Source organism: Planococcus sp. MB-3u-03 (genome assembly GCF_002833405.1).
Classification (GTDB): Bacteria; Bacillota; Bacilli; order Bacillales_A; family Planococcaceae; genus Planococcus.
Map to the genome: position 1 here is coordinate 315846 of NZ_CP025135.1, position 25673 is coordinate 341518.

Annotated in this window: 23 protein-coding genes; 17 read left to right on the forward strand and 6 right to left on the reverse strand. The window is 50.4% G+C overall.

Translation table 11 applies throughout. The features are described 5' to 3' along the window. Positions 1-47: 47 nt before the first annotated feature. Positions 48-977: a catalase family peroxidase gene (locus CW734_RS02890; protein WP_101189350.1), complete on the forward strand. Its 930-nt coding sequence runs from the start codon at positions 48-50 to the stop codon at positions 975-977. Positions 978-1085: 108 nt separating this feature from the next. On the opposite strand, the gene CW734_RS02895 is transcribed toward CW734_RS02890, so the two are convergent. From CW734_RS02895 to CW734_RS02905, 3 genes are all read right to left on the reverse strand, one after another. Beyond that, positions 1086-2465, reverse strand: coding sequence for a Glu/Leu/Phe/Val family dehydrogenase (locus CW734_RS02895; RefSeq protein WP_101189351.1), 1380 nt, complete (start codon positions 2463-2465; stop codon positions 1086-1088). A 98-nt stretch (positions 2466-2563) separates the two neighbouring features. Then, positions 2564-4054, reverse strand: a complete 1491-nt coding sequence (locus CW734_RS02900; protein ID WP_101189352.1) for a glycine betaine uptake BCCT transporter — start codon at positions 4052-4054, stop codon at positions 2564-2566. Positions 4055-4294: 240 nt separating this feature from the next. Further along, on the reverse strand, positions 4295-4858 hold the full coding sequence (locus CW734_RS02905) for an SLOG family protein (RefSeq protein ID WP_101189353.1): 564 nt from the start codon (positions 4856-4858) through the stop codon (positions 4295-4297). A gap of 148 nt (positions 4859-5006) precedes the next feature. Here CW734_RS02905 and CW734_RS02910 point away from each other — a divergent pair, with 148 nt between their 5' ends. The 11 genes from CW734_RS02910 (at position 5007) to CW734_RS02960 (ending at position 16164) form a co-directional block, all read left to right on the forward strand. Beyond that, a complete protein-coding gene (locus CW734_RS02910) occupies positions 5007-5969 on the forward strand; it encodes a threonine ammonia-lyase (RefSeq protein WP_101189354.1) in 963 nt (320 codons plus the stop codon). Between the two features lie 153 nt (positions 5970-6122). After that, the gene (locus CW734_RS02915; protein ID WP_101189355.1) at positions 6123-6896 is read left to right on the forward strand and encodes an SDR family oxidoreductase; all 774 of its coding nucleotides are present in this window, start codon (positions 6123-6125) and stop codon (positions 6894-6896) included. Positions 6897-6950: 54 nt separating this feature from the next. After that, on the forward strand, positions 6951-8714 hold the full coding sequence (locus CW734_RS02920; RefSeq protein WP_101189356.1) for an acyl-CoA dehydrogenase family protein: 1764 nt from the start codon (positions 6951-6953) through the stop codon (positions 8712-8714). Between the two features lie 12 nt (positions 8715-8726). Further along, positions 8727-9701 carry a quinone oxidoreductase family protein gene (locus tag CW734_RS02925; RefSeq protein WP_101189357.1) on the forward strand — a complete coding sequence of 325 codons (975 nt, stop codon included), beginning with the start codon at positions 8727-8729 and terminating at the stop codon, positions 9699-9701. Next, positions 9698-10672: an MBL fold metallo-hydrolase gene (locus CW734_RS02930; RefSeq protein WP_101189358.1), complete on the forward strand. Its 975-nt coding sequence runs from the start codon at positions 9698-9700 to the stop codon at positions 10670-10672. The genes CW734_RS02925 and CW734_RS02930 overlap by 4 nt, the downstream gene beginning before the upstream one ends. Before the next feature lie 15 nt (positions 10673-10687). Beyond that, complete coding sequence (locus CW734_RS02935) at positions 10688-11614, forward strand: ketopantoate reductase family protein (RefSeq protein WP_101189359.1); 927 nt, start codon at positions 10688-10690, stop codon at positions 11612-11614. Positions 11615-11704: 90 nt separating this feature from the next. Then, positions 11705-13447, forward strand: a complete 1743-nt coding sequence (locus tag CW734_RS02940) for a carbon starvation CstA family protein (protein WP_101189360.1) — start codon at positions 11705-11707, stop codon at positions 13445-13447. A gap of 117 nt (positions 13448-13564) precedes the next feature. Then, positions 13565-13828, forward strand: a complete 264-nt coding sequence (locus CW734_RS02945) for a cory-CC-star protein (RefSeq protein ID WP_101189361.1) — start codon at positions 13565-13567, stop codon at positions 13826-13828. A 24-nt stretch (positions 13829-13852) separates the two neighbouring features. Further along, positions 13853-14794, forward strand: a complete 942-nt coding sequence (locus tag CW734_RS02950; RefSeq protein WP_101189362.1) for an ArsA family ATPase — start codon at positions 13853-13855, stop codon at positions 14792-14794. Beyond that, entirely contained in the window at positions 14791-15774 is a 984-nt protein-coding gene (locus tag CW734_RS02955; protein ID WP_101189363.1) for a zinc-binding dehydrogenase, read from the forward strand. Before CW734_RS02950 ends, CW734_RS02955 begins: the two co-directional genes overlap by 4 nt. A 69-nt stretch (positions 15775-15843) precedes the next feature. Beyond that, positions 15844-16164 carry a magnetosome magnetite crystal formation protein family gene (locus CW734_RS02960; protein ID WP_101189364.1) on the forward strand — a complete coding sequence of 107 codons (321 nt, stop codon included), beginning with the start codon at positions 15844-15846 and terminating at the stop codon, positions 16162-16164. A gap of 827 nt (positions 16165-16991) precedes the next feature. Here CW734_RS02960 and CW734_RS02965 read toward each other — a convergent pair. After that, a complete protein-coding gene (locus CW734_RS02965) occupies positions 16992-17432 on the reverse strand; it encodes a YtoQ family protein (protein WP_101189365.1) in 441 nt (146 codons plus the stop codon). A gap of 66 nt (positions 17433-17498) precedes the next feature. Then, the gene (locus CW734_RS02970; protein WP_101189366.1) at positions 17499-17720 is read right to left on the reverse strand and encodes a transcriptional regulator; all 222 of its coding nucleotides are present in this window, start codon (positions 17718-17720) and stop codon (positions 17499-17501) included. Positions 17721-17848: 128 nt separating this feature from the next. On the opposite strand from CW734_RS02970, the gene CW734_RS02975 reads away from it, so the two are divergent. The 4 genes from CW734_RS02975 (at position 17849) to CW734_RS02990 (ending at position 23832) form a co-directional block, all read left to right on the forward strand. After that, positions 17849-19012 carry an exonuclease SbcCD subunit D gene (locus tag CW734_RS02975; protein WP_101189367.1) on the forward strand — a complete coding sequence of 388 codons (1164 nt, stop codon included), beginning with the start codon at positions 17849-17851 and terminating at the stop codon, positions 19010-19012. After that, positions 19009-22098, forward strand: coding sequence for an AAA family ATPase (locus tag CW734_RS02980; protein WP_101189368.1), 3090 nt, complete (start codon positions 19009-19011; stop codon positions 22096-22098). The genes CW734_RS02975 and CW734_RS02980 overlap by 4 nt, the downstream gene beginning before the upstream one ends. Before the next feature lie 112 nt (positions 22099-22210). Beyond that, positions 22211-22417, forward strand: a complete 207-nt coding sequence (locus CW734_RS02985) for a hypothetical protein (protein ID WP_101192118.1) — start codon at positions 22211-22213, stop codon at positions 22415-22417. Between the two features lie 146 nt (positions 22418-22563). Continuing rightward, entirely contained in the window at positions 22564-23832 is a 1269-nt protein-coding gene (locus CW734_RS02990) for an acetyl-CoA hydrolase/transferase family protein (protein WP_101189369.1), read from the forward strand. Positions 23833-23890: 58 nt separating this feature from the next. Here CW734_RS02990 and CW734_RS02995 read toward each other — a convergent pair whose 3' ends face one another. Beyond that, a complete protein-coding gene (locus CW734_RS02995) occupies positions 23891-24667 on the reverse strand; it encodes a 2-keto-4-pentenoate hydratase (protein ID WP_101189370.1) in 777 nt (258 codons plus the stop codon). A gap of 136 nt (positions 24668-24803) precedes the next feature. On the opposite strand from CW734_RS02995, the gene CW734_RS03000 reads away from it, so the two are divergent. Then, positions 24804-25640 (forward strand): STAS domain-containing protein, encoded by an 837-nt coding sequence (locus CW734_RS03000; RefSeq protein ID WP_101189371.1) that lies wholly within the window; start codon positions 24804-24806, stop codon positions 25638-25640. The last annotated feature ends 33 nt before the right edge of the window (positions 25641-25673 follow it).

A 25673-nucleotide genomic window follows, 5' to 3' on the forward strand; every position in this document is an offset into this window, starting at 1 on the left:
TTTCAATAATATGCATAGCGGGTATGAAAGAAAAAAGGAGGGATGGCATGGAAGCCAATCAACAAGAACAACAGGCAGTCAACCAGATCGAAGAAGTCTTCGGTGAGCATAAAGGCTATCGGCGTGCGCATGCCAGGGGTGCGGGATATAAAGGGCTATTCGAAGGAAGCGGGGAGGCCGTCGAATTGACCGATGCTGCGCATTTTCAAAACGCAAAGATAACGGTGCTTGTGCGCTTTTCCCATTTCTCGCCGGATCCCACTTGGGCGGATGCCATGTCGCCAGTCAAAGGCATGGCAGTCCAATTCAAGATCGGGCCGGAAGAGGTGACGAATATCGTGTCGGTGACTTCACGGGTGTTCTTTACCCGTTCGCCGGAACGTTTCGTGGAGATGCTTGAAGTGTCCCGCTCTTTTCAAAAGGGCCGCCCGAAATTGGGGGAGCTGGCAGAGCTGTTGACGGACTTTCCTGAGGTGCGGGCGATGTTTTCAAGCGTGAAGAAAATGACGGTGCCCGAAAGTTTTGCGACGGGCATCTATCATTCGATCCATGCTTTCTACTTTGAAAAGAAAGGAAAAAGGCAAGCGGTCAAATATCTATTCGAGCCGGAGGCGGGCGAAGACAAGCGATCGTTGAAGGATATGAAAGACCTGCCTTTCGGGTACTACGAACAGGAATTGGCAGAGCGGATTGCGCGCAGCCCTGCATCTTTTAAACTGTATGCCATTATCGGTGAAGCAGGCGACCCGACGGATGATCCGACGCGCGACTGGCCGAAAGACCGTGAACGTGTCTATCTCGGTCGATTGACCATCGAAGCGCCTGAAGCTGAAGCCGAACAAGCGCTATACGACCCGACTGTAATGACCGCAGGAATCAGCTGTTCGGATGACCCGATCCTTCAGTTCCGCCGGGGAGCATACCGGCATTCCTATGAAAAACGAATAGCCGAAAATGAAGGAACCAAGAAACACTAGCACATGCCGCCGTGACTTGCATTCCGCACAGAAGTAGATAACAAGCGACTGGAAAACGGCGCCAAAGGAAAAAGACAGCCCGCGTGGAATCCAAACGGGCTGTCTTTTTTAATAGAGCTTACCTTGCTTATGCAGCACAGTCGATAACCGCTGCACAGCATGGATAAAGCAATTTTCGCGAAGTGGATACGGGTCCCCAAAATATTGGGGGAAGATCGTGTCCATCGTTTCCTGCATTTTTTCCAGTAACAGGCGGAACACTTCCGATTCCTCGTGGTATTGGGTCTCACGGCCTTGCAGCCATTCGAGATAAGAAACGATGACGCCGCCGGCATTGGCTAAAATATCCGGGATGATGATAACCCCTTGTTTGTCCAAATACTCATCGGCAACACGTGTCGTCGGTGCATTTGCGCCTTCTACGATGATTTTGGCCTGGATCTGTTCCATATTGTCTTGGCGGATCTGGTCTTCAAGCGCCGCCAAAAAGAGCACATCGACAGGCAAAGTCAATAATTCTTCGCGACCCCGGATTTCTGCTTTGATGCCGGATTCGCCAAGTTCTGCCGCATCTTTTGGCAAATCTCCCCGATTGCCGGAAGTGAAAGCAATCAAACTTGGGATATCGAGGCCGTCTTCGTTGAACAGCGTGACATTGCGGTCGCTGACGGCGATCACTTGGTTGTTCAAGGCGCGGCATTGATAGGCTTCAAGTGCAGCGACAGACCCGACGTTCCCGAACCCTTGGACCGCCATTTTCAAGGGACGCTCCGCATGCTCCAAAGCTGTCTGCGCAAATAGGTTCCCTGAATTTTTCAGGTGCTCTTTGTGTGCCAATACGTAATCGTGGATCAAATAGCGGAAAGTGAAATAGACGCCTTTTCCGGTCGCTTCCCGGCGTCCAAGCGAACCGCCGTTGACGACGCTTTTTCCGGTGAAGCTGCCGAGATAAGGCTTGCCGTGGTGGATCTTTTTATACTCCGCCATCATCCAGTCCATTTCGCGTTCGCCAGATCCCATGTCGGGTGCTGGAATGTCTTTATCCGGCCCGATGACATCGGCAAAGTAGCGGACATATTTACGCGACACGATATTTAATTCCTTTTCGCTGTAATTGCGCGGATTGATGACGATGCCGCCCTTGCCTCCGCCAAAAGGCACTTGGTGAAGAGCATTTTTCAAAGTCATCAAAAAGGCCAGATTGACGACTTCATCTTCATTGACCCCTTCATAAAAGCGGATGCCCCCTTTATAAGGCCCCAAGCTATCATTATGCTGCACACGGTAAGCAGGGATTCGTTCGATCGTCCCGTCTTCTCGGGGAACGCGTAAAAACGATTTATGGATATTGTTCGGTGTGGAGATAATGGCGCTCAATGAGTTGAATGCTTGTGTACGGACGCCGTCAGTCAAATCAGGAAGAAATTCCTTTTTTTCGTATAGGGCATCGAGTGATTCCTGAATGATTTTCTTCGTTTCTTCTTCCAATGCAAGCACCTCCAAAATATCATTACTGTCCTATACCCTCTTGCATTGCCAGTAAGCTATAGAAAAAACCCGCCATTGAAGTAATGGCGGGCAGGAAATTATTTTTTGCGTTGCATCAGTTGAAGTTCGGTATTCAAGGCTTTAAACAATGCGATGACCATCAGGATCATAATAAATGAAAACGGCAAAGCCGCGATGATGATGGTGTTTTGTACTGCAGTCAACCCGCCGACCGAAAGCAGGATTGCGGCGACGAGCGACTGGGCGATGCCCCAAAGAATCTTGATCTGGTTGCTCGGAAGCAAGGAGCCGTTCGTCGACTGCATGCCGAGCACGAAAGTCGCGGAGTCAGCGGACGTGATGAAGAATGTGCTGACAAGCAAAATGGCCAGAATCGACATGATCATGCCAAGCGGCAAATGGCTGAATGCCGCAAACAAAGTTTGCTCTGTGGAAAAGGCAGTCAAATCAATGCCGCTTTTTTGCATATCAATAGCAGTTGTTCCGAAAGTTCCGAACCAGAATGACCCGAAGATCGTCGGTGCTAAAACAACGCCAATCAAAAACTCACGGATCGTCCGGCCTTTCGAGACACGGGCGATGAACATACTGACGAATGGCGCCCAAGCAATCCACCATGCCCAGTAGAAAATGGTCCAGCTATCGAGCCAGCTGCGATTTTCAGCACTAAGAGGAGCGGATTCGAAGCTCAATCCAATCAGATTTTGAATATAAGCCCCAAAAGTTTCTGTATAGATATTCAAAATTAAGATGGTTGGCCCGAGAACAAGAACGAGTGCAAGAAGAGTGATCGCCAGCACCATATTCGTGTTGGAAAGATACTTGATGCCTTTATTAAGGCCGGACCAGGCCGACATAATAAACAGCAATGTCACAACACCGATGATGACCATCTGCACCCATTCTTCTTGAGGGGCGCCGAAAAGATAGGCTATCCCGCCATTGATCTGGGCAGCGCCAAATCCGAGCGAAGTAGCTACGCCGAATACGGTAGCGAATACAGCCAAAACATCGACCAATGTACCGAGCGGGCCGTTCATCCGATCACCGAATAAAGGTTTTAATGTAGAAGAAATGAGCGCAGGTTCTCCTTTGCGGAATTGGAAGAAAGCCAATGACAAGGCGACCATTCCATACATGGTCCAAATATGGATGCCCCAGTGATAGTAAGTTCGCTGCAGGGCTTCTTTAAACGCTTCGTCCGACCCTATTTCGGCAGTGGCCGGTTGAATTGCAAAATGCGAAAGTGGCTCAGCTGCCCCATAAAATACAAGGCCGATTCCCATGCCTGCTGAAAATAACATGGAGACCCAAGTGAAAGTAGAAAACTCGGGGCGGTCCGAATCGCGCCCAAGCCTGATTTTGCCGTAAGGGCTGAAAATAATAACAATAACGAGAATCAGGAGGATTGCCATGATTGTAAGATAATACCAGCCAAAGGCATTGTTGATATAGTTGCGGATGGTTCCAGTGCCTTGCTCAAATAATTCCGGAGCGATAACCCCGAAACCGACAGTCAAAATGACGAGTGCGAATGCGATATAGAAAACTTTAGTTGCTTTGTTCATGTTTCCTCCTATGATGTTTTTTTAACATAACTATTAAAGGTATAGGATTACGAAAGAATAGTCAAATGCTTAGCTACCATAAAAAAACATCCTATTTTCATATAGAACTTCAGGGAAATGAGATATGGGACTTCTTTTTGCGACTGTGTCTTTGTCTTACTTGCTTAGTTTTTTTCAGCTAAAACCGTAATTCATCGAGAACAATAAAAATGCCCTGCACATTACGTGCAGGGCATCGGCTCACCAGCCATTCCATTCGTTTTGCTGTTCCTCTTCCGCGACGATGCGCAGATCGTCGGCGGAGATGAGGAGGATGTCGTATTCATTTTTTTCGGCATAACGTTCCGCTTCCTGTTTGATGAACTTTGGCGAGCCTTCCGTTTCCTCGTCGTAAATCAGCAGAATGCCGTCAGAATTTCTGAGGAAAAACTTGTTTTTCTCGACAAACTGCCAAGGCGCTTCGTAAGGTTTATTCGTCAAGCTGCGGTGGAAATCGGCTTGGGATAACAGGAATTCGTATTTTTCCTGTTTGGCTTCGTTCCAATTTTTCTCCTGGTCCTCGAAAGGTGTGAGAATGGCGAAATGCAGCTGTGGAAATTCCTCCTGCAACTCGATCACCACTTCAGCAGCCCATGTTTCGACGCCGAGCTGGCCACTCAGGATAATCCATTCGAGCCCTTCATCGACCAGTGCGCGCAAACGGTTTTCGAGCGCTTTCTTGATAAAGCGGACGCCTTCGTGTTTGTCGTCGAATATGCCGAGCTCGTGTGGTTTATAGCCGGTGATGACTAAGCGTTTGAGCATATCGTCTCCTCCTCTATGCAAATCAGTGTTATCAGTTTAACGCATTTTCTTTCATTATGGAGAATGAACGGATCGTTCGCATCATCAATCTTCCGGTAACTGAATATTCACTCTTATGTTAAGCTAGACGGAAAAAGGAGTGAGGCCAGTGTTCAATATTGAAGACGTGGAGCAAGCAAAAAGCCGCATTCAAGACATCATCCATAAAACGCCGATCGTGCATTCACAGTCGCTCCAGGAAAAATGGGGGCGCCGAGTGTTCTTTAAAGCGGAGCATTTGCAGAAGATGGGATCGTTCAAGATCCGTGGGGCGGCGAACGCTGTGACGAATGCAGTATCGAACGGGGCATCGCTCGTGACCGCCGCTTCTTCGGGCAATCACGGCCAAGCGGTCGCTTATGTGGCCAATGAGCTCGGCATCTCCTCTGTCATCGTCGTGCCGACGGATGCAAGCCCCGCGAAAGTCGCAGCGATCAAAGAGTATGGCGGGCAGGTGGAATATTGCGGCACGACTTCAGCGGAGCGGATTCCGCATGCCAAGTCGCTCGCGCATCAAATGAACGGCGTCTACATTCCTCCGTATGACCATCGCGACATCATTGCTGGACAAGGAACAACTGGATTGGAGATGGTCGAGCAAATGCCGGATGCTGACGTTATCGTTGTGCCCGTGGGTGGCGGCGGATTGATTTCCGGCATCTTAACGGCTGTGAAAGCACGGCGTCCAGATGTATTGGTGATTGGCGCAGAGCCGGCGCTTGCGAATGACACGGCCTTATCTTTGGAGCGGAGAGAGATTACAGCGATCGGCCCGACCGAAACGATTGCCGATGGTTTGCGGACGTCGCAGCCGGGAGACCTGACATTCCCGATTGTCAGCGAGCTGCTCGACGGGCTGGTGTTGGTGGAGGAACAGGAAATCATCGAAGCGATGCGCGATATCGCCGTACGCACCAAGCAACTGGTGGAGCCATCAGGTGCAGTTGCCGCAGCTGCCGTCATGTCGGGCAAAGCAGGCACACCGGATCAAACCATCATCGCGGTGATCTCAGGAGGCAATGTCGACCTGCCGCGTTTCGCCGACTTGCTGAACGCTGCTGAAACCGAATAAATCAAATTGCCTTGAGCCGAGCCCTGATCGTGATGGTGCTCGGCTTTTTGGCGCGGGAAGGCGATTGCATATTAGCGATGAAAACGGTAACATAAAGTTTAAGTATTCTGAACATACCGACTAGTCGGTATTTATAATGAAGGAGGAAACAATATGCCAGTGATGGATTTATTCGATTTAACAGGCAAGACAGCAATCGTGACGGGAGGCGGCCGAGGCCTTGGCGCACAAATTGCCGAAGGTTTCGCGGAAGCTGGCGCCAATGTGGTGTTGTGTTCGCGCAAAGTGGAAGCGTGCGAGGAAGTCGCTAAGCAACTCGAAGCGAAGGGTGTGAAAACTTTGGCGCTCGCATGCGATGTCACCAATCCACAAGATGTTAAAAATGTCGTCGAGAAGACTGTCGAGGCGTTCGGAACGATTGATATTCTCGTAAACAATTCAGGGGCTTCCTGGGGAGCGCCGGTATCTGAGATGCCGCTTGAAGCATGGAATAAAGTAATGGCAGTCAACGTCACTGGAACATTCCTTATGAGCCAGGCTGTTGGGGAAGTGATGATTCCGCAAAACAGCGGCAAAATCATCAACATCTCTTCAGTGGCCGGGCTCGGGGGGATTGACCCGAAGCTGATGGATGCGATCGGCTACAATACGAGCAAGGGGGCAGTGATCACATTCACGAAAGACCTGGCCGCGAAATGGGGGCGCCATAATATCAAGGTCAACGCCATCGCGCCTGGTTTCTTCCCAACGAAAATGTCGAAAGACGTGATGAAGCATGGCGAGGAAGGCTTGTTGGCCAGGACGCCGTTAAACCGTTTCGGGACAGATGAAGACTTGAAAGGCGCGGCTTTGTTCCTGGCGGCGAAAGCCTCGGATTATGTGACAGGCGATGTCGTGATGGTCGACGGTGGCATGCACGCCATGTAGGGAAACTAGCCACTGAATGCAGTACATATTTGAACAAAAAAGGGGACGGAGAAGATGAAAGCTGAGGCGAATGTATACCGGGGCGCTGATTTCCTGATGAAAGCCGCGGGTCCGATCTTTACACCTGAACAGTTTACCGATGAACATAAAATGATTGCGAAAACAGCGAAGCAGTTTCTGGAGAAAGAAGTGCACCCGCACAACGAGCGGCTGGAAGGGCAGGATTTCGAACTCGTCCAGGAGCTCTTTCACAAAGCGGGAGAACTGGGCCTCCTCGCGCACAGCATTCCGGAAGCTTACGGCGGGCTCGGGCTCGATAAAATCAGTAAAGGGCTGGTCGGCGAATCGCTCGGCCCGGCAGGCGGATACGGCGTGGCGCATTCCAACCATACATGCATCGCGACCTTGCCCATCACATATTTCGGTACACCTGAACAGAAAGAATACTATTTGCCGAAACTGGCAAGCGGCGAGTTTATCGGGGCTTATTGCCTGACGGAACCGGGAGCGGGTTCGGATGCCTTAGCTGCCCAAACGACCGCGGTGCTTAATGAACAAGGGACGCATTATTTGCTGAATGGTTCGAAGTTGTACATCACCAACGCCGCGTTTTCCGATACCTTCATTACCTATGCAAAGGTCGACGGCAAAGCGTTCACGGCATTTATCGTCGAAAAGAAACATCCGGGCTTATCGCTCGGGCCTGAAGAGAAGAAAATGGGCATCAAAGGTTCCTCGACGCGCCCGGTCATTTTCGAAGATTGTGAAGTGCCAGTAGAAAACGTGCTTGGCGAAGTTGGGAAAGGCCATCTTGTGGCATTGAACGTCCTGAACCTCGGGCGCTTTAATTTAGGCTCTGCCTGCATGGGCGCTGCCAAATTCAGTTTGTCGCTGGCACTTGGCTACACGCAGGAGCGCAAGCAGTTTAATCGTGCCATTTCTAAGTTTTCGGCGACACAAGAAAAAGTGGCGACGATGGCGATGCGCATATTCGCTTTGGAATCGCTGCAATACCGGACCGCCGGCTATCTCGAAGAAGCGCTTGGCGGTTTGTATGAATCGCAGGACCATGGATTGATCGCAAAGCGGATGATGGAATATGCCGCCGAATGCGCCATCTGCAAAGTATACGGCTCTGAGACCTTGGATTTTGTCGCGGATGAGAGCCTGCAATTGTTTGGCGGCTACGGTTATATCCAAGAATATAAAATCGAGCAAGTGTACAGGGATTCACGCATCAACCGCATTTTCGAAGGCACGAATGAAGTCAACCGTCTGCTCATCCCAGGCAATATATTAAAAGCCGCCGCAAAAGGCACATTCGATCTCGAAGCAGCAGCGATGAAGGCAGTGGAGGAAATGCAGACACCGGAAGTGCCGTATATCGGAACGCTTGCCCGCGAAACGGAAGCCGTGCGGGCGATGCGCCGCGTCTTCCTCAGCACGCTCGGCCTTGCCGCAAAATCCTACGGAGCTGGAATCGGCGAGCAGCAAGAGGCGCTTTTGAAGCTGGCAGACATCGCAATTGCCTTGTATGCCGCCGAATCAGCCGTCGCACGGGCGCAGCAAGCGCTCGAACAGGATGAGAAAAAAGCCCGGCATAAAGTGGAAATGACGCAAGTGTTCATCGATGATGCCTTGCTCGAAACCGAGACGACAGCGCGCCAAATAATCCAAGGCATTACAGAAGGAGAAGAATTGGCGCGCTATACGGCGATGGCGATAGCAGAACTCAGTCGCCTTCAGCGCGGCGGGACAGTTACAGCTAAACGCCAATTGGCTCAAACGATTTATCAGGCAGGGCACTATATCAGCTAAGGGGGAAAAGAGATGAAAGTGGTGAAATTCGAGGAATACGGCGGGCCGGAAGTGCTTCAGTATATTGATTCTGAAAAGCCGAAGCCGAAAGGTCATGAAGTGCTGATTGAAGTGAAAGCGGCAGGCGTCAATTATGCCGATACGGCAAGACGGGAAGGGAAATATGTCGTGCCGACCGAATTGCCTTATATTCCTGGTTCTGAGGTGGCAGGAGTGGTTATCGAAACAGGAGCGGGCGTCACGCGCTTCAAATCGGGAGACCGCGTCGTCGCTTTGATCGAATCATCGGGCTACGCTGAATATGCGGCGATTCCGGAGCAGGTATTGACGCCGGTTCCGGAAGGCGTCAGTTTTGAAGAAGCAGTGGCATTGCCGCTTCAGGGCTTGAGCGCTTACCATATTTTAAAAACGATGGGTCGTTTGGAGCCTGGAGAAACGGTATTGATCCATGCTGCCGCAGGAGGCGTCGGGACGATTGCCGTGCAACTTGCGAAACTTTTCGGTGCCGGAAAAATCATCGCTACGGCGAGCACGGAAGAAAAACTGTTCCATGCAGAGAAGATGGGGGCTACTCATTTGGTGAATTATAGCGAAGATGGCTGGGTAGGGCGCATCAAAGATATCACTGAGGGAAATGGCGTCGATTTAGCCCTTGAAATGGTCGGGGGCAGCGTCTTCAACGATACGCTGAAGACTTTGGCGCCGTTTGGGCGATTGGTCATTTTCGGGGCGGCAAGCGGAGAGCAGGCGACATTCGCACCGGGTCAATTGATGAAGCGCAATCAATCGGTCATCGGCTTTTTCCTGCCGCAGATCATGCGCAAGCCGGAATTATTCCAGAAAAGCTTTCAGGAATTGCTCGGATATATGGATAGCGGGCAATTGAAATTGACAATCGGCGGCACGTATCCGCTTGAACAAGCAGCTGATGTGCACGAATTGCTGCAAAGCCGCAAAACGATCGGCAAGCTGGTACTGAAACCATGAATGAGGTCCAACAAACCGATTGCCAAGAGCTTTTCGACAAACTTGGATTGAAGCTCGTAAGGCATCCTTTGCCGTTTAGGCTGAACCACGTTAATTGCTTTATGGCAAAAGCGGAAGAAGCCTGGACGATTATCGATACCGGATTGAACAATGACGTTTCGAGAGAGTTGTGGAAGCGGAAAATCGGTGATGAAAACGTAGAGCAGATTCTCCTGACCCATTACCATCCGGATCATTTCGGCTATGCGGGCGGCTTGCAGCAAAAGACCGGCGCACGGCTGTCGATGAGCAAAATCGATGCAGACGCAGGCATGAAGTCCTGGGATGATGCATTTTTGGACGCGTTGCCTGGCTATTACAAGGCAGCGGGCATCCCGCAGGAAGCGGCGCAGGAAATGGCAGACAATACGAGAGCCTTTCAACCGCTCATTTCCCCGCTTCCGAAAGTGGATCATCATTTCGAAGAAGGAGAGAAAATCCGCATCGGCCGCTTCGAATACGAAGTGCTGTTCGTTCCGGGGCATTCGGATGGCATGGTGTGTTTTTATCAACGCGAGCACAATACTCTGTTGGCGGCAGACCATATTTTGCCGCGCATCACGCCGAATATTTCCTATTGGTTCCATGGCGACCCGAATCCGCTTCTGACATATATGAATTCTTTGGAGAAAATTCGCAAATTGGATGTGGAATGGGTCATTCCATCGCATGGCGAAGCGTTCCAAGGGGCAAACAAACGGATCGATGAATTGCTTGCCCATCACGAAGAACGCTTGGATGCAACTTGGCGGATGCTTGAACAGCCGCTGACGATTTTCGAAGTGCGCGAGCGTTTATTCGACCGGCCGTTGACGGTCCACGAAATGCGCTTTGCGGTCGGTGAAACTTTGGCCCATCTTGAGTATTTGCGCGCCGAGGGCAGATGCGAACGGATGCTGGAAGCGGAGCGCTGGATTTATAAACAAACTTAAAAAGGATGTGTCACGATGAGAATGTTGATGGTAGGAGCAGGCGGCATCGGAGGTTATTTCGGTGCGCGTTTGTTGGAAAAAGGAGAAGACGTAACATTTCTGGTCAGGGAAGGGCGCAAGAAAAAGATTGAACAAGAAGGCTTACGCGTCAACAGCCGGCACGGAGATCTGCATCTCCAGCCTGCTCTTTTGACGAAAACGATGCAAGCCGAGCCGTTCGATATTATTCTTCTATCGACAAAAGCGTACCAGCTTGAACAAGCCATTGAAGACATCCGCCCATTTGTCGGCGAGCAGACAATGATTTTGCCGCTGTTGAATGGCATCGCACACGTCGAACAGCTCGTCTCTGCATTCGGGGAAGATGCAGTGATTGGCGGCTTATGCTTTATCGAGACAACCATCGGCGAAGACGGGTCGATTGTCCAGACGAGCCCGATCCATCAATTGGTTTACGGGGAACGGGGCGGCGAGCGGACAGCCCGCATCGATAAATTGAAATCGCATTTCGATGGAACAAAAGCGGAATTTGTTTTGAGTGAGGATATTGACCAGGACATGTGGCATAAATATATGTTCATCACGGCGATGTCCGGCATCACCTCCCTCATGGAATCGCCCATCGGCCCGATCCGCAAGCTGCCGTCCGGCCAATCCGCCATCCAATCGCTGCTCGAAGAACTCGAATCGGTCATGACGGCGATCGATGCACCGATCAAAAAAGGCATCGCCGCCATTCAGTTAGACAAAGTGAATAGCATGGACGACGGCATGAAATCATCGATGCAGCGCGATATGGAGAAAGGCCAAGGCATTGAAGCCGACCACCTGCAAGGGCATCTCATTGAAAAAGCACAGCAAGCCGATGTTCCGGTTCCCGTGCTGGAGACCGTTTATACGAAGCTGAAACTTTATGAAGAAAATAACAAGAGAGAGAAATGAAAAACAGAACATTTACAATATTAAATTATTACTCTATGATTAAACAAGGTATGCAGAAATTTCAAAAAAGACAAAAGGGAGTTGGGAAATGTGAATGCAATCGCTTTAGCTGCTATGGGATTATTTATATTCGTTCTCGGATACCGGTTTTATTCCAAGTACGTAGCAGAAAAGATCTTCAAGCTCGACCCGAATTACGTGACACCAGCCCACCGTTACAAAGACGGTGTCGACTTTGTCCCGACCAATAAGTTCGTCTTATGGGGACATCATTTTACATCCGTTGCAGGGGCTGCGCCGATTCTCGGGCCAGCTATCGCGGTCTATTGGGGCTGGCTGCCGGCGGTCCTTTGGGTCGTCTTTGGTACGGTGTTCGCAGCCGGCGTCCATGACTTCGGTACGCTCGCGCTTTCGGTCCGCAACAAAGGGCAATCTGTCGGGACGCTTGCCCACCGCTTGATCGGCCAGCGTGGAAAAATCTTGTTCTTGTTTATCATCTTAATCTTGGTTCTTATGGTCAATGCGGTATTCGCCTGGGTCATCGCGAACTTGTTCATTTCGTACCCGGCAAGCGTCATTCCGGTATTTATCCAGATTCCACTCGCGGTTTGGATTGGCTATGCTGCTTATAAGAAAAACATGAAAATGCTCATCCCTTCTTTGATAGCGCTTGCAATCATGTATGGGACAGCGGTTATTTCCAGCCAAGTGGACTTTTTGCAAATTGACCTTGTCCGCTATATGGGCGGGGAAGAAGGTGCCGGCCTGTTCGGTCTTGGGGCCATTTCCAGCGCATTCTTCATCTGGATTGTCGTCTTGATGATTTATGTCTACATTGCATCCACGCTGCCGGTTTGGAAACTTCTCCAGCCGCGTGACTTCATCAACTCCCACCAATTGATCGTCGGACTGGCGATTTTGTATCTGGGTCTCTTGTTCACGAATCCTGAAATCACAGCGCCGGCAACCAACCCGGGCGCTGACGTTTCCTGGTTCCCGTTACTCTTCATCACCATTGCTTGTGGTGCGATTTCCGGTTTCCACGGACTCGTTTCTTCGGGTACTTCATCGAAGCAGTTGGATAAAGAAACAGATGCCCGCTTCGTCGGATACTTGGGAGCTGTCGGGGAAGGCGTGCTCGCACTGATCTCGATTATCGCCGTCATCACGCTATTCCCTGACCGTGCCGCATTTAGCGCATCTTACAGCAGCTTTGCTGAAGCAAGCGGCGCCGGTCTTGGAAACTTCATTGAAGGGGCGACGGTCCTTGCTTCCGGTTTGATGATTCCGGGATCGGTCGCTTCGACGATCGTTTCGATCATCGTCGTTTCGTTCGCTGCCACCACACTTGATACATCGGTCCGCCTCATGCGCTATATCATTTCTGAGCTAGGTGTCGAATATAAAGTGCCTCAGCTTGAGAAAAAGCATGTCGCGACTTCAATTGCGGTACTTTCCAGCATGGCGCTGGTCATTTTGCCGGAAGGTCCGAACGGATTCGGTTCTGGCGGCTACTTGCTATGGCCACTGTTCGGGACATCTAACCAGCTATTGGCCGGAATCAGCTTGCTGTTGATTTCGATCTGGCTGCGGAAGCTCGGCAGAAATTACATGATCACCATTATTCCGATGGTATTCTTGATGTTCATGACGCTATGGGCGATGTTCCAGCAAGTGTTCCTGCAATGGGCTTGGTACAACGAAGGATCGAATACATTGCTGTTCGTCTTCGGGGCCATCATTTTCGTCTTTACGCTATGGATCATCTTGACTGCTGCACAGGCGCTCATGAGTAAATCAAATCCTGGATTTTCGGACGAAGATTTGAAATAATGGCTTTATAGAAGGTGCAGGAAAGTTGCTGCCAGCAGAACGTTCATTATTATAGTAGGAAGTGCCAAGGGATCATATTCATGATCCCTTGTACTTTTTTCAGGAAGAGGTGCCGTTATGCCGATCAGCGACAAACTGAAAAAATTAATCGACTGGTATGAGGCTGTCTTGGAACATCCGCACCGCACAGAAATCGCCCGGGAGCTCCGCAGCGAAGACGATTTATTCCTGTTGATGCTGTATTCGGAAATGCTCGGCATCCCGAATCCGGTCTATTATTACACGCTCGAGCTGTATCCGTATATGATCGAGGAATTTCACGACTGGCATTTACGCATGGGCATGGAAAAATCCCCGCTGTCTGGAATCCGTTGCTGCTGACTTTTAATGAAACGAGGGAATGGCATGGATGTGTTATCGAAAAGCATTATTTTTGTCGGAGGCAAAGGCGGTGTCGGCAAATCGACATCCGCTGCAGCCATCGCCTGGCAATCCGCAAAAGCCGGGCATAAGACTTTGCTGGTCTCCACAGACCCCGCACATAATGTCGGGGACATCTTCAACGAACAAATCGGCGGCCGCACAAAAGAAATCGCCGACAATTTATACGCGCTTGAAATCGATCCTGAAATCGAGACGGAAAATTACATCAAAGGTGTCAAAAACAATATTCGCGGAACGGTCCACACGAGCATGATGGAAGAAGTGAATCGCCAGCTCGATACGGCCAAAGCCTCTCCTGGTGCGGACGAGGCGGCGCTTTTTGACAAACTGATCCACATCATTCTTGAGGAGCGCCAGCATTTCGACAAGCTGGTGTTCGATACGGCGCCTACCGGTCACACGATCCGGCTGTTATCGCTGCCGGAGCTGATGGGGGTGTGGATTGAAGGTTTGCTCGATAAGCGCCGCAAAACCAATGAGAATTATACAGCGCTATTGAATGACGGCGAACCGCGCGAAGACCCGATTTACGATGTCTTGCGCGAACGTCAGGAACGCTTCTCGAAAGCGCGTGATATTTTGTTGGACGCTAAGCAAACCGGTTTCGTTTTCGTCTTGAACCCGGAGCGCCTGCCGATTTTGGAGACGAAAAAAGCATTGGAGCTATTGGATAAATACCATCTCCACGTGAAAACCTTGATCATCAATAAAGTGCTCCCGGAAAAAGTGGAAGGCGCGTTTTTCCAAGAACGCAAAAAGCACGAAACCAAGTATATGGACATGATCAAAGAAACATTCCCGAAACAGCAGCTATTGTATATTCCGCTGTTTTCGCAGGACATCATCAGCAAGCAGCAGCTTGAACAATTCAGCCAACATTTTCAGGAGGGTGACGCAGTTTGAAAGCATTTGTAATGGAAGCAGGCCAGTATAAATTAAAAGACATGCCAGAACCGCAAGCACAAGCAGGAGAAGTTGTCGTGAAAATCCGGGATGCCGGAATCAACCGCCGCGACCTCGGCCTTTTGAAGCGCTACGGAGACAACCCGGAAGCACTGATCATCGGATCGGACGGGGCAGGTGTTGTCGAATCACTCGGTGAAGGCGTCACCGCTTTTGCGATCGGTGATGAAGTGATTATCAATCCTGGGCTCCGCTGGGAACAAAACAGCGATGCGCCGCCAGAAGGCTTTGATATTCTCGGCATGCCGGACCACGGGACGTTTGCAGAGAAAATCGCCATTTCTGCACAGCAGCTGGAGAAAAAGCCAGCGCACCTGTCCTGGGAAGAAGCAGGCGGGCTCGCGCTCCCTGCGATGACCGGCTATCGTGCCTTGTTCACGAAAGGGCAAGTGAAAAAAGGCGATACTTTGTTCATTCCAGGCGCAGGCAGCGGAGTTGCGACGTTTTTGATTCAATTTGCGAAAAATGCAGGGGCGACGGTTATCGTCACATCACGCAGTGAAGACAAGCTTGCGCGCGCGAAAGAAATCGGCGCAGACATTGCCATTCCGACCGACAGCGATTGGGTCAAGGAACTCGAAGGCCACACGATTGACCTCGTCATCGACAGCGTCGGGGGCGCCACGTTCAACCGTTCGCTCGACGTATTGAAAAAGGGTGGGCGCATTGTCATTTTCGGTGCGACCACCGCGGATAATGTCGATTTCAATTTGCGCAGCTTTTTCTATGGGCAATATCAATTATTCGGTTCGACGATGGGCAGCCGCGAGGAATTGCGCGACATGATCCAGCACATTGAACAACATGATACCCATCCTGTCGTCGACCGCGTCTTCTCTTTGGACGAAGCGCAAGAGGCTTTTGATTATTTGGCGGAAGGCAAGCAATTCGGCAAAGTAGTTTTGCGTGCTTCCGAATAAAAAATGAAACTTTTTTGATCATCGGCCGTATATAAGGATAAGAAAGTAATTTGACTGGAGGTCATTTTAATGGAGAAAACTGGGCTAAAGATTCTCGTCCACGCCAGTGCGTTTTTCGCTCCGTTCCTTGTGCCGGTGATTGTCTTTTTCGTCGCCATGTTCGTCACGGACGACCATGAATTGAAGAAACTGTCGATTCAAGCCCTGTTGTTCCAATTGGTCATGGGTGCATTGCTCTTTGTATCGAGCATGCTGACGGTCGTCCTGATCGGATTCCCGCTCTTGCTGTTGTTCGGTGCCATCGGTATCATCGTGCCGATCATCGCGATCATCAAAGCCTTGAACAACGAGCCATACGATTATCCGGTAGTCGGGGCATGGTATCAATAATGGAATAGAAGCAGCATCACAAAACCCGCCGGGAATTTTCTCCGGCGGGTTTTTTGTGGAATCAAGTGTGTGAAGTACGAGAGAGGGGAAGCAGTAATTTTTATATGGGGGATTGCGCTCCAATCGAACATCCCATATAGCTCGGACTACGTGAAGAGTATAGTATAGGAAAGTGAGTAGAAAAGCTTCCGCTTTTCGACTGCGTTACAGGGGGCTGCTTTCCGAGGGGCGGGTGTTGAGCCAATGTGCCGCTAAGTGCACGGCACATTTGTCTCGCCAGCCCGCGCGGTCCCTCAGGAGTCAGCCCCCTTCCACTCCGTCTCTAGCTTTAGAGGGGAAAATCATTTCTTCAGCTCCTTTAAAATGAAATGTAGAAATTCATCTTATTATATAGCTAACTTCAAACAGGTAGAAGAATGGAGGGTCACGTGTCTTCATCCACAAAACAAACCCATAAATTTAACTTACTCAATTAGCGGCTTGTCAGACGCACCATCTCGGGAAGCGATTCCCCCCGTTAGCGGGCAATTGGTTAGAGAAGCAGATCTGATTATACATTCTTCACATAACAGAATCTTTAAGCCGCCGAGCGACACGGATGAGCCGCCGCAATGAGACAGGCGTTCTTCCTGGCTTATTGCGGGAGGCCAACCCAAAGCAAGGCGGCGAATACCAACATGGAGCTCCATTCAATATTCAGCAACCTTGTTACAAGAAAACTTTCGCTATCAAGTCCAGCTAAGCGCGACCGCCAAGCGACTTTGATTTTCCACCATTCAAATTCACCAACAAAAAAAGTGCAACGGCCTGAGCCGCTGCACTTTCTGTTATTCGAAGATATAGGACAAAGCTTTGATCGCCTGGTCACAGGTTTCGACGGTGGCGTTCGCTTTTTGGGAAAGTTCTTTTAACGGGTGATGCAATTTTTCAGGGCGAATGACGATGAGTGGTTTATGGCTTGCCAAAGCGGAGCTTGCGTCCATCGCTGTATTCCACTGCTTGTACTGTTCGCCGAACAAGGCGATGACAAGGTCCGATTTTTCCATCAACACGCTTGTGCGCAAATTATTGAAGCTGGATGCAGCGGCGTCTTTGAAGATGGCGCTCGGCTGTTCACCCAGGATCTCTTCGCCGATATTGTCGGAGCGGTCGTGGTCTTCCATCGGCCCGACAAAATCGACCGGCAGATTGAGCGCCAAGGATTTCTTTTTGATTTCTTCGCGCCAAGAACTGTGAATTTCGCCTGCAAGGTAAACGGTTAATCTCATGAGTCTCATCCTCCATTTTCCATTTCCTCTTAGTGTAGCATAAAGCAGGAAGAGTCGGAAAAGGATTCAGACAATTTGGCGTTCTCTCGTTCGGACGGGCATGCATGAAAGCACATGGCTGATTTTGAAGTGGCGCTTCTCGCGGCGCAAAAAGCAATAAGCCTGGAACGAATCACCGCTGACTTTCAGGATTTTGACGCGTCGTTTGCTGATGGTGCCGTCGTTTGCCATATACATGATGTCGATCAATTGCCGGTATTTGAATGCTTTTAGAAGTTGCGCTTTCATGATAACCCTCCTCAGATAAGAACGTTTGTTCTCATTATATACCGGGCAGGGGAATGAAACAAGTGAAATGAATCGTGTATAATGGAACGAACGTATATTCTTTTATATAGAAGAAAGGGGATCTTTTCATGAAATTCATCCATACGGCTGACTGGCATCTCGGGAAATTGGTGCAGGGCGTACATATGACAGAAGACCAGCGATTTGTGCTGGATCAATTGATCAAAGCAATCGAACAGGAGCGTCCCGATGCACTGGTTATTGCGGGGGATTTGTATGACCGTGCCGTGCCGCCGACAGAAGCGGTGCGTTTGCTGGATGATCTGCTCGCGAAAATCGTGCTGGATATGAAAGTGCCGGTCATTGCCGTGGCAGGCAACCATGACAGCCCGGGAAGGCTTGATTTCGGGAGCCGCGCATTGAAAAGCAACGGCCTCCATATCGCGGGCCCGATCCGGCCAGAATTCGACCCGGTCGTTTTGAGCGATGAAGCGGGCGAAGTTCATTTTCATCTAGTGCCGTACACGGATCCATCGATGGTGCGCCATGTATTTGAAGACCCGGACATCAAAACCCATGACGATGCGATGAAAGCGATGACCGAACGCATTTCCGCTGAAATGGATCCGTCGGCGCGTCACGTGTTCGTCGGCCATGCGTTCGTGACGCCTCGCGGAGAACAGGAAGACAATACGAGCGATTCCGAACGGCCGCTTGCGATCGGTGGGGCGGAACACGTCAGCGCGCAGCATTTCCAGCCGTTCCATTACACAGCGCTCGGCCATTTGCATAAAGCGCATTATGTATTGAATGAAACGATCCGCTATTCAGGGTCGCCATTAAAATATTCGATATCGGAAGAGCACCACCAAAAAGGGTTTCATGTGGTTGAGTTAGCTGCAGATGGATCTGTCACAGTCGACAAGCGCTTATTCACAGCGAAGCGCGATATGCGTTCAGTGGAAGGGACAATCGCGGAAATTATGGAGCATGAGAGAAGCGACGATTATGTCTTCGTTACCTTGCTCGATGAGACGCCCGTTTTGTATCCGATGGAAAAAGTGCGCTCGGTGTATCCGAACGCGATGCATGTACAGCGCAAAACGTTCGCGAAAGAAGCCGGCGAATCGACCATCGGCAACCGCCGGAAGATGGACCCGATGCAATTATTCAACGCATTCTATGAAGAAGTAAAAGGCGATGTGCCGACAGCGGAAACGGCTGAACTGTTCGGTGACGTGTTGCAGGAATTCCTTCAGGCAGATTCTGAACGTGAAGAGGTGAAGTCATGAAACCGGTCAAATTAAAACTGACGGCATTCGGCCCATACCGTGACAGTGAAGAAATTAATTTTGAAGACTTGGAAGGCAATCGTTTATTTGTCATTTCCGGCAGCACCGGTGCTGGCAAAACGAGCATTTTCGACGGCATTTGTTTCGCGCTCTACGGTTCGGCAAGCGGCTCGGACCGCAGCGAACCAAAAAACCTGCGCAGCGATTTCGCCAAGGATTCGGTCCATACTTCGGCAGAATTGACCTTTGAAGTGCACGGCACAACTTACCGCATTCTGCGTCAGATGAGCCATGTGAAAAAAGGCAATAAAAGCGCGACCGGTGAACGCTATGAATTTTTCGAAATGACCGATGCGGGCGAAAATCCGTGTGTCGAGCGGCAAATCGTCTCGGAGCTCAATCGCCGCATCGAAGAAATCCTCGGGCTGACTTTTTCCCAGTTCAACCAGATCGTCATGCTGCCGCAAGGGGAATTCCGCAAGCTATTGACGTCTGAAACGGATAATAAAGAAGCGATTTTACGAAAGATTTTCCGCACCGAACCGTACCGCTTGGTTGCCGAGCGGCTCAAGCAGAAAAAAGACGAAGCGCAGGAGCGGTTTAAAGCGCAGCAGATGCTTTACAAAGAGCAAGTGCAGGCGATTGCGGGTTCTTTGCCGCAGCGTGAATCGGCTCTTTTTGAAGTGTTCGCACAAGGCGATTTCCAGCGCAGCCAATTGCTCGCAGGGCTTGAAGGGGAAATCAGCCATTATGAAACGGAAAGCATCGGCCTGCAGGAGCGCTATCAGCAATCCTATGATTTCCACAATAAAAAAATGGCCGAGTTTCACGAAGCAAAAGGCTGGAATGGGCGCTTCGACGAATTAGAAGCGAAAAAGCGCCATTTGCAGGAACTCGAACAACAACTTCCGAAGGTCAAAGAATGGGAGCAACAAGTCATAGCAGCCGATCAAGCTGGCATGATCACTGGCTTGGAAGAGCAGGTGATGGATCTTGTAGCCAATGAACGCCAAAAACGCGAAGAATTGCTTCGTGCCGAGACGGCTGAACAGAAAGCCCAAGAAATGAATCGGCAGGCGCAGCAAGTGAAGGACGAAGAAGAAAACCGCCATGAACAGCGTCAGGCCGCACAGCAAGCGCTGATCCGTTTGCATGATATGGAAGCAGGCGTAAAGGAACTCGAACAGCAGCGTACAGCTGTCCAGCAATTGGAGAAAGCAGCTATTCACGCCAGAACGGCATTACAAAGAACGGATGAACAAGCAGCAAGCGCCGAGCAACAGCTGACACAAACGAAATCATTCATTCAACAACTGGAAGAGAGACTGGAGCATTTCGACGATAAGCGGGACCGCCAGAACCGCTTGGCGGAACAACAGCGCGTCTTGGCGGAATATCTTCGCTTGGACCAAAAGCTCGAAGGTTTGGCCGAACAGTCAACGGTAGATCAGGCGAAGTTTGAACAAGCGCACAAAGCCTATCAAACGATGGAACATGATTGGTTCGCCAACCAGGCGGCGCTGCTCGGATCGAATCTGCACGAGGGGGAAGCGTGCCCTGTTTGCGGAAGCCTGGAACATCCAGCAAAACAGCTAGGCAGTTCTGCAGCAGTGAACCAACAAGCGATGGAACAGGCCAAGCAAGTGTTGGCGCAAAGCGAGCAAAAATTCCGCAAAACGGAAGCGGAAGAAGGCGCGGTCCGTGAGCAGGTGGCACTGAAGCGCGAGGAACTGGACGGCATGTCTATTGCGGCTGAACAAGCGTCAGCGCAATTGGAAACGGTACGGGCTGAACAGCATTCATTAACTGGAGAGCTCGAGCAATTGCAGTCCGATAAGGAGCAGCTGCGCAAGCGTAAAGTGACATTCGTGGAGATGGAGGACCAGTTATTAAGATTGAAGAAACAGCAAGCAGAAGCCCAGCACAGCGCGCACGAAAAACGCTCCGCGCATGAATCGGCACAGGCGGTTTTGGAAAGCAAGCTGACCTCGATTCCGGAAGCGCTCCGTGATCTCGGATCGCTTCGAACAGAGACCGCAAAAGCGCAGGAAACGAAAGACCGCTTAGAAGCGGCTTGGCAACAAGCGCAGGATGCCCTGCAAAAAGCCGAGCGCCAATTGTCGGAGGCGGCGGTGTCGCTTCGGCATAGCAAGCAGTCCGTGCAAGAACTGCAAGAAAAGCTTGAACATGCTGAAAGCCGTTTCGAGGAAGCGCTCGTAAAATCCGCTTTCGCTACGAAGGAAGCTTATCAAGAGGCCAAACTGGAAGCATCCCGCTACGAAGAATTGAAAACGCAAATTGAGCAGTACAAGCAAGACCGTCACACGACAGAGAGGCAAATGGCGGAACTCGAAAGTGCGCTCGCCGGCCGTGGCCGTGTTGATGTGTCGGATGTGGAACAAGCACTTGCCGAATTGAAGGCCGATTACGAACGGGCGCTTTCTGAATTGAATACGTCTAAAGAATATAAGAAAAAAGCCCAAGCGTTTTTTGATGAAGTCTCCGATGCATCTGCAAAAGAAGCTGCGGCAGAAGCCGAATTCGCGCGCATCGTCGATCTTTACGATACGATCCGCGGGCAGAACGACGTGAAGCTATCCTTTGAACGCTATTTGCAAATCGAGTATTTGGAACAGATTTTGGAAGCGGCCAATGAGCGGCTCAAGCATTTGTCGAACGGGCAATTCCATTTGACGAGAAGCGACCGTCAGGAAGCGCGCGGGAAACAAAGCGGCCTCGGCCTGGATGTGTACGATGCCTATACCGGCCAGACGCGCGACGTCAAAACGATGTCCGGCGGGGAAAAATTTAATGCCTCCCTGTGTCTCGCACTAGGAATGGCCGATGTTATTCAAAGTTTTGAAGGCAATGTATCGATTGAAACGATGTTTATCGATGAAGGCTTCGGATCGCTTGATGAGGGATCTTTGAACAAGGCAATCGAGACGTTAGTGGACTTGCAGAAATCAGGGCGGATGATCGGGGTCATTTCCCATGTGCAGGAATTAAAAGCAGCTATTCCGGCCATTTTGGAAGTAGAGAAAACGAAAGAAGGCATCAGCCGGACCCGTTTCCAATTGAAATGACGAGCAACGTTTACAATGAGAGAAGAACGTGAATGATAAGAGCAAAGCTTGCTTTCGGAAACTATCTTTTTGAAAAGGGCAAGTGGAGCAGATCGGCAAAGGGGTTGTGACGATGAAGAATTTCAGTTTCAATGCCAGACTGATTTATTTCGGGGCGATTGTCCTTTTCAGTCTTGGCTTCTTTCTCCTGCAGTTGTCATCGGTCATGGACGGCGGCACCGGCATCGGCTCGATCATCTTGCTTATTTTATGGGGTGTGATGGCCGCTTTCGGCATTGGCGGCATCATCGCGAGCTTCGCCGTAAAAACGCAACAATAAATAGGGAGAGCCGCCGCAGAACCCATTGTGGTTTTGCGGCGGCTCTTTGACTGAAAAGCAGAATAGCGGTGAAAGTTTGGCAACTCAAGCAAGCGCAAATTCTATGATAAAGTGGAAACAATATTAGAAATCAGGAGTGAATGCAGATGTCCAAACAACTTAGCCCGAAGCAAGTGGTCGATTTGATCGAAGCGCAAGCGGATATCATCGTGCCGATCGCGAATGGAGAGCCGATCCGGCTGCTCGATATTCTGGAACAACATGCCCAGGAACTAGACGGGGTCAAGATCCACCAAATGCTCGCTTTGCGTGACCGCGCCTATATCCGCGGGGAACTCGAGCAGCTTCGCCATGTATCGTATTTCCTGAGCGGTGCGACCCGCAAAGTGTACCAGCAAGCGAAAATGGACCTGGTGCCGAATAATTTCCACGAGATGCCGCGTCTATTGCAAAAAGCGACGAAGATGTCGATGATCATGACGGTCGCTTCGCCGATGGACGAACACGGTTATTTCACATTCGGCACACAAGCCGATTACGTCGCTGAATTCGTCGGCAAAGTGCCGTTCATTTTGGAAGTGAATGAACATATGCCGCGCACTTTTGGCCGCAACCAAATCCACATCAGCCAAATCGAAGGGTATGTAGAACATCATGCGCCGCTTGCGGAAGAGCAAGTCGGTGAAATCAGCGAGATGGATATCCAGATTGCTTCATCGATCATCGGCGATATCGAAAACGGCGATACACTTCAGATTGGCATCGGCTCTGTACCGAATGCGGTCATAAGCATGCTGAAAGACCATCGGCACTTGGGGATCCACACGGAAATGCTGCCGGACGGCGTAGCGGACCTGGTCAACTCAGGCGCAATCGACGGTACCCGGAAATATACGAACCCTGGAAAGATTGTCGCGACTTTTGCCTACGGTTCGAAGAATTTATATGATTTTATCGATGGCAATCCAGCGGTGGAGATGCTTCCGGTGAGTGTCGTCAACGATCCGCGGGAAATCGCCAAAGAAAAGAATATCGTCTCGATCAATGCGACGACAGAAGTCGATTTGTACGGCCAATGCGCTTCTGAAACAGTAGGCGGAAAATATTATTCGTCAAGCGGCGGCCAAGTCGATTTCGCGCGGGGCGTTCGCTTTGCAGAAAACGGAAAAGGCTATATCTGCATGCCGTCCACTGCAAAAGGCGGGAGCTTATCGCGCATCAAACTGAACTTGGCGCCGCAATCGGTCGTGACGACAGGCAAAAACGATGTCGACAACATCGTCACGGAATACGGCATGGCGCGCTTACACGGCGTATCCCTTGCGGAGCGGGCGAAGCGCCTCATCAATATCGCCCACCCGAAATTCCGCGAAGAGCTGATGTTCGATGCGAAAAAGAATGGTTTTTTGCTGTAAGAGTCTCCATTTTGCAGGAACATAAAATCCCCGTCTGCTTTTGCAGGCGGGGATTTTCTTAATGGACGGTCAGTTCGACAGTGCCGATTCCTTCATATCTCGCTTCGTAACGCCCTTTTTGGAGTGGCTTCGGCAAGATGAATGTACCGGACGATACGGTTAATCCACGCTTTAGCTTTGAGCCGTGCTCTTCGAGTTCGGCAGCCAGCCATTTGATGGCATTCACAGGGTGTCCCAGGACTTCAGATGAGCTTCCCGAAGCAATCGGTTCACCATCGAGGAACAATTCGCCGCGGACTTGATCCAGCTGATCGTAAGAGCGGCCCTGTGCAGGTTTCCCGACAACGATGCGGCCAGCTACGGCGCTGTCTGCGATGACCTGCCCGAGGCTGATGTTCGGGAACCATTCTGTGAACCGCGAGTCTGGAACTTCGATGCCCGGTGCCACCAATGTCTTTTCAAGAATCGCCGCTGTTGAATCGGCGGCATCGATGTCTTCCTGGATGAGGAATATCAATTCGATTTCGATCAATGGCGAGAGCATGGAAGACAGTTCAATGGTATTGCCGGAAATGGCAGGAGCGGTCAATGCCCCGTATAGCGGTTTTTCGGAGCTGAACAATTGCTGCGTTTCAGGGCTCGTCAAACTGATCTTATAGCCTGCCAGCGGTTCCCCGTTCTGTGCTTTTTTTGCTGTCACCGCCTGCTGTATCTCATAGGCCAGGCAGGGATTGAGCGATTCGGGAATTTGCTCTTTCCCGAAAGCTTGCCGGTTTTCATATGCCTTGTAGAGGCGTTCTGCATAGTCCTGTTTTTCAGATTCGAATGATGCCATTATTCAGTCTCCTTTCCTTGGTTTCATCTTATCACTTTAACCCTGGCGCTTGCATCCGGAGAAGGTAAATTTGCTTTTCGATTGTCTTATCTTATAAGATGATAGGGACAAGTTAGAAAAAGGAGCGGCATACATTATGGGAGAAATTAGCAGAGAGCTACATAATTTCATTCTAAAAAACAAGGAATCCATGGTTGAAGAATGGCTCGAAACACGCAGCAGCCATTCGAATACCGTATATTCCGCAACGGCTTCCGAAGACACGGTAGAGAAGCTGAGAAAGGAATCGCTTGGCTTTATCGAGGCAGTCACTGCGATTTTTATCCACGATAAAGAAGAATCGCTTGCCTATGTTGAAGATTGGTCTTCGACGATTGCTAAAGAACGTGCCCAGCAATCCGTCCCGCTATATGAAGTGATGGAGTATCTTGGGCAATTGCGCAGGATTTACTGGAATTATGTACGCAAATTTTTTGAGGAAGTCGAAAAAGCGGACAGCCGGGATGCCTTGCGCTGGAGCGAAATGTTGAATGATATGTTCGACTTCATCATCGAAAGCTTCGCGCGCCATCACCACGAGGCACATCAACGATTGCTGGCGAGCCAGCAGGAAGTGATCGACGAATTGAGCAGCCCGGTCATTCCGATCCGTAAAGGCGTGGGCATCCTGCCATTGGTCGGGGGGATCGATACATACCGCGCCAAAGTGATTTTGGAGACGGCTCTTGAAGAGAGTGCCAAGCAGCAATTGACGACGCTCTATATCGATCTATCAGCGGTGCCGATCGTCGATACGATGGTGGCCCATCAATTGTTCCAACTGATGGATTCGCTGAGAATCATCGGCGTGGAGTCTGTTCTATCCGGAATACGCCCTGAAATTGCGCAGACCGCGGTCACGCTTGGCATCGACTTCAAGAATATCAAAGTCTACGCTAACCTGATGCAGGCGCTCGACGCACTCGATCATTAAAAAAGAGCCGTTCTCGTTGAGAGCGGCTCTTTT

Coding starts and splice junctions, on each gene's coding strand:
- CW734_RS02890 (WP_101189350.1), top strand. CDS start 48: ATGGAAGCCAATCAACAAGAACAACAGGCAGTCAACCAGATCGAAGAA.
- CW734_RS02900 (WP_101189352.1), bottom strand. CDS start 4,054: ATGAACAAAGCAACTAAAGTTTTCTATATCGCATTCGCACTCGTCATT.
- CW734_RS02905 (WP_101189353.1), bottom strand. CDS start 4,858: ATGCTCAAACGCTTAGTCATCACCGGCTATAAACCACACGAGCTCGGC.
- CW734_RS02915 (WP_101189355.1), top strand. CDS start 6,123: ATGCCAGTGATGGATTTATTCGATTTAACAGGCAAGACAGCAATCGTG.
- CW734_RS02920 (WP_101189356.1), top strand. CDS start 6,951: ATGAAAGCTGAGGCGAATGTATACCGGGGCGCTGATTTCCTGATGAAA.
- CW734_RS02925 (WP_101189357.1), top strand. CDS start 8,727: ATGAAAGTGGTGAAATTCGAGGAATACGGCGGGCCGGAAGTGCTTCAG.
- CW734_RS02930 (WP_101189358.1), top strand. CDS start 9,698: ATGAATGAGGTCCAACAAACCGATTGCCAAGAGCTTTTCGACAAACTT.
- CW734_RS02935 (WP_101189359.1), top strand. CDS start 10,688: ATGAGAATGTTGATGGTAGGAGCAGGCGGCATCGGAGGTTATTTCGGT.
- CW734_RS02945 (WP_101189361.1), top strand. CDS start 13,565: ATGCCGATCAGCGACAAACTGAAAAAATTAATCGACTGGTATGAGGCT.
- CW734_RS02950 (WP_101189362.1), top strand. CDS start 13,853: ATGGATGTGTTATCGAAAAGCATTATTTTTGTCGGAGGCAAAGGCGGT.
- CW734_RS02960 (WP_101189364.1), top strand. CDS start 15,844: ATGGAGAAAACTGGGCTAAAGATTCTCGTCCACGCCAGTGCGTTTTTC.
- CW734_RS02965 (WP_101189365.1), bottom strand. CDS start 17,432: ATGAGATTAACCGTTTACCTTGCAGGCGAAATTCACAGTTCTTGGCGC.
- CW734_RS02970 (WP_101189366.1), bottom strand. CDS start 17,720: ATGAAAGCGCAACTTCTAAAAGCATTCAAATACCGGCAATTGATCGAC.
- CW734_RS02975 (WP_101189367.1), top strand. CDS start 17,849: ATGAAATTCATCCATACGGCTGACTGGCATCTCGGGAAATTGGTGCAG.
- CW734_RS02980 (WP_101189368.1), top strand. CDS start 19,009: ATGAAACCGGTCAAATTAAAACTGACGGCATTCGGCCCATACCGTGAC.
- CW734_RS02985 (WP_101192118.1), top strand. CDS start 22,211: ATGAAGAATTTCAGTTTCAATGCCAGACTGATTTATTTCGGGGCGATT.
- CW734_RS02990 (WP_101189369.1), top strand. CDS start 22,564: ATGTCCAAACAACTTAGCCCGAAGCAAGTGGTCGATTTGATCGAAGCG.
- CW734_RS02995 (WP_101189370.1), bottom strand. CDS start 24,667: ATGGCATCATTCGAATCTGAAAAACAGGACTATGCAGAACGCCTCTAC.
- CW734_RS03000 (WP_101189371.1), top strand. CDS start 24,804: ATGGGAGAAATTAGCAGAGAGCTACATAATTTCATTCTAAAAAACAAG.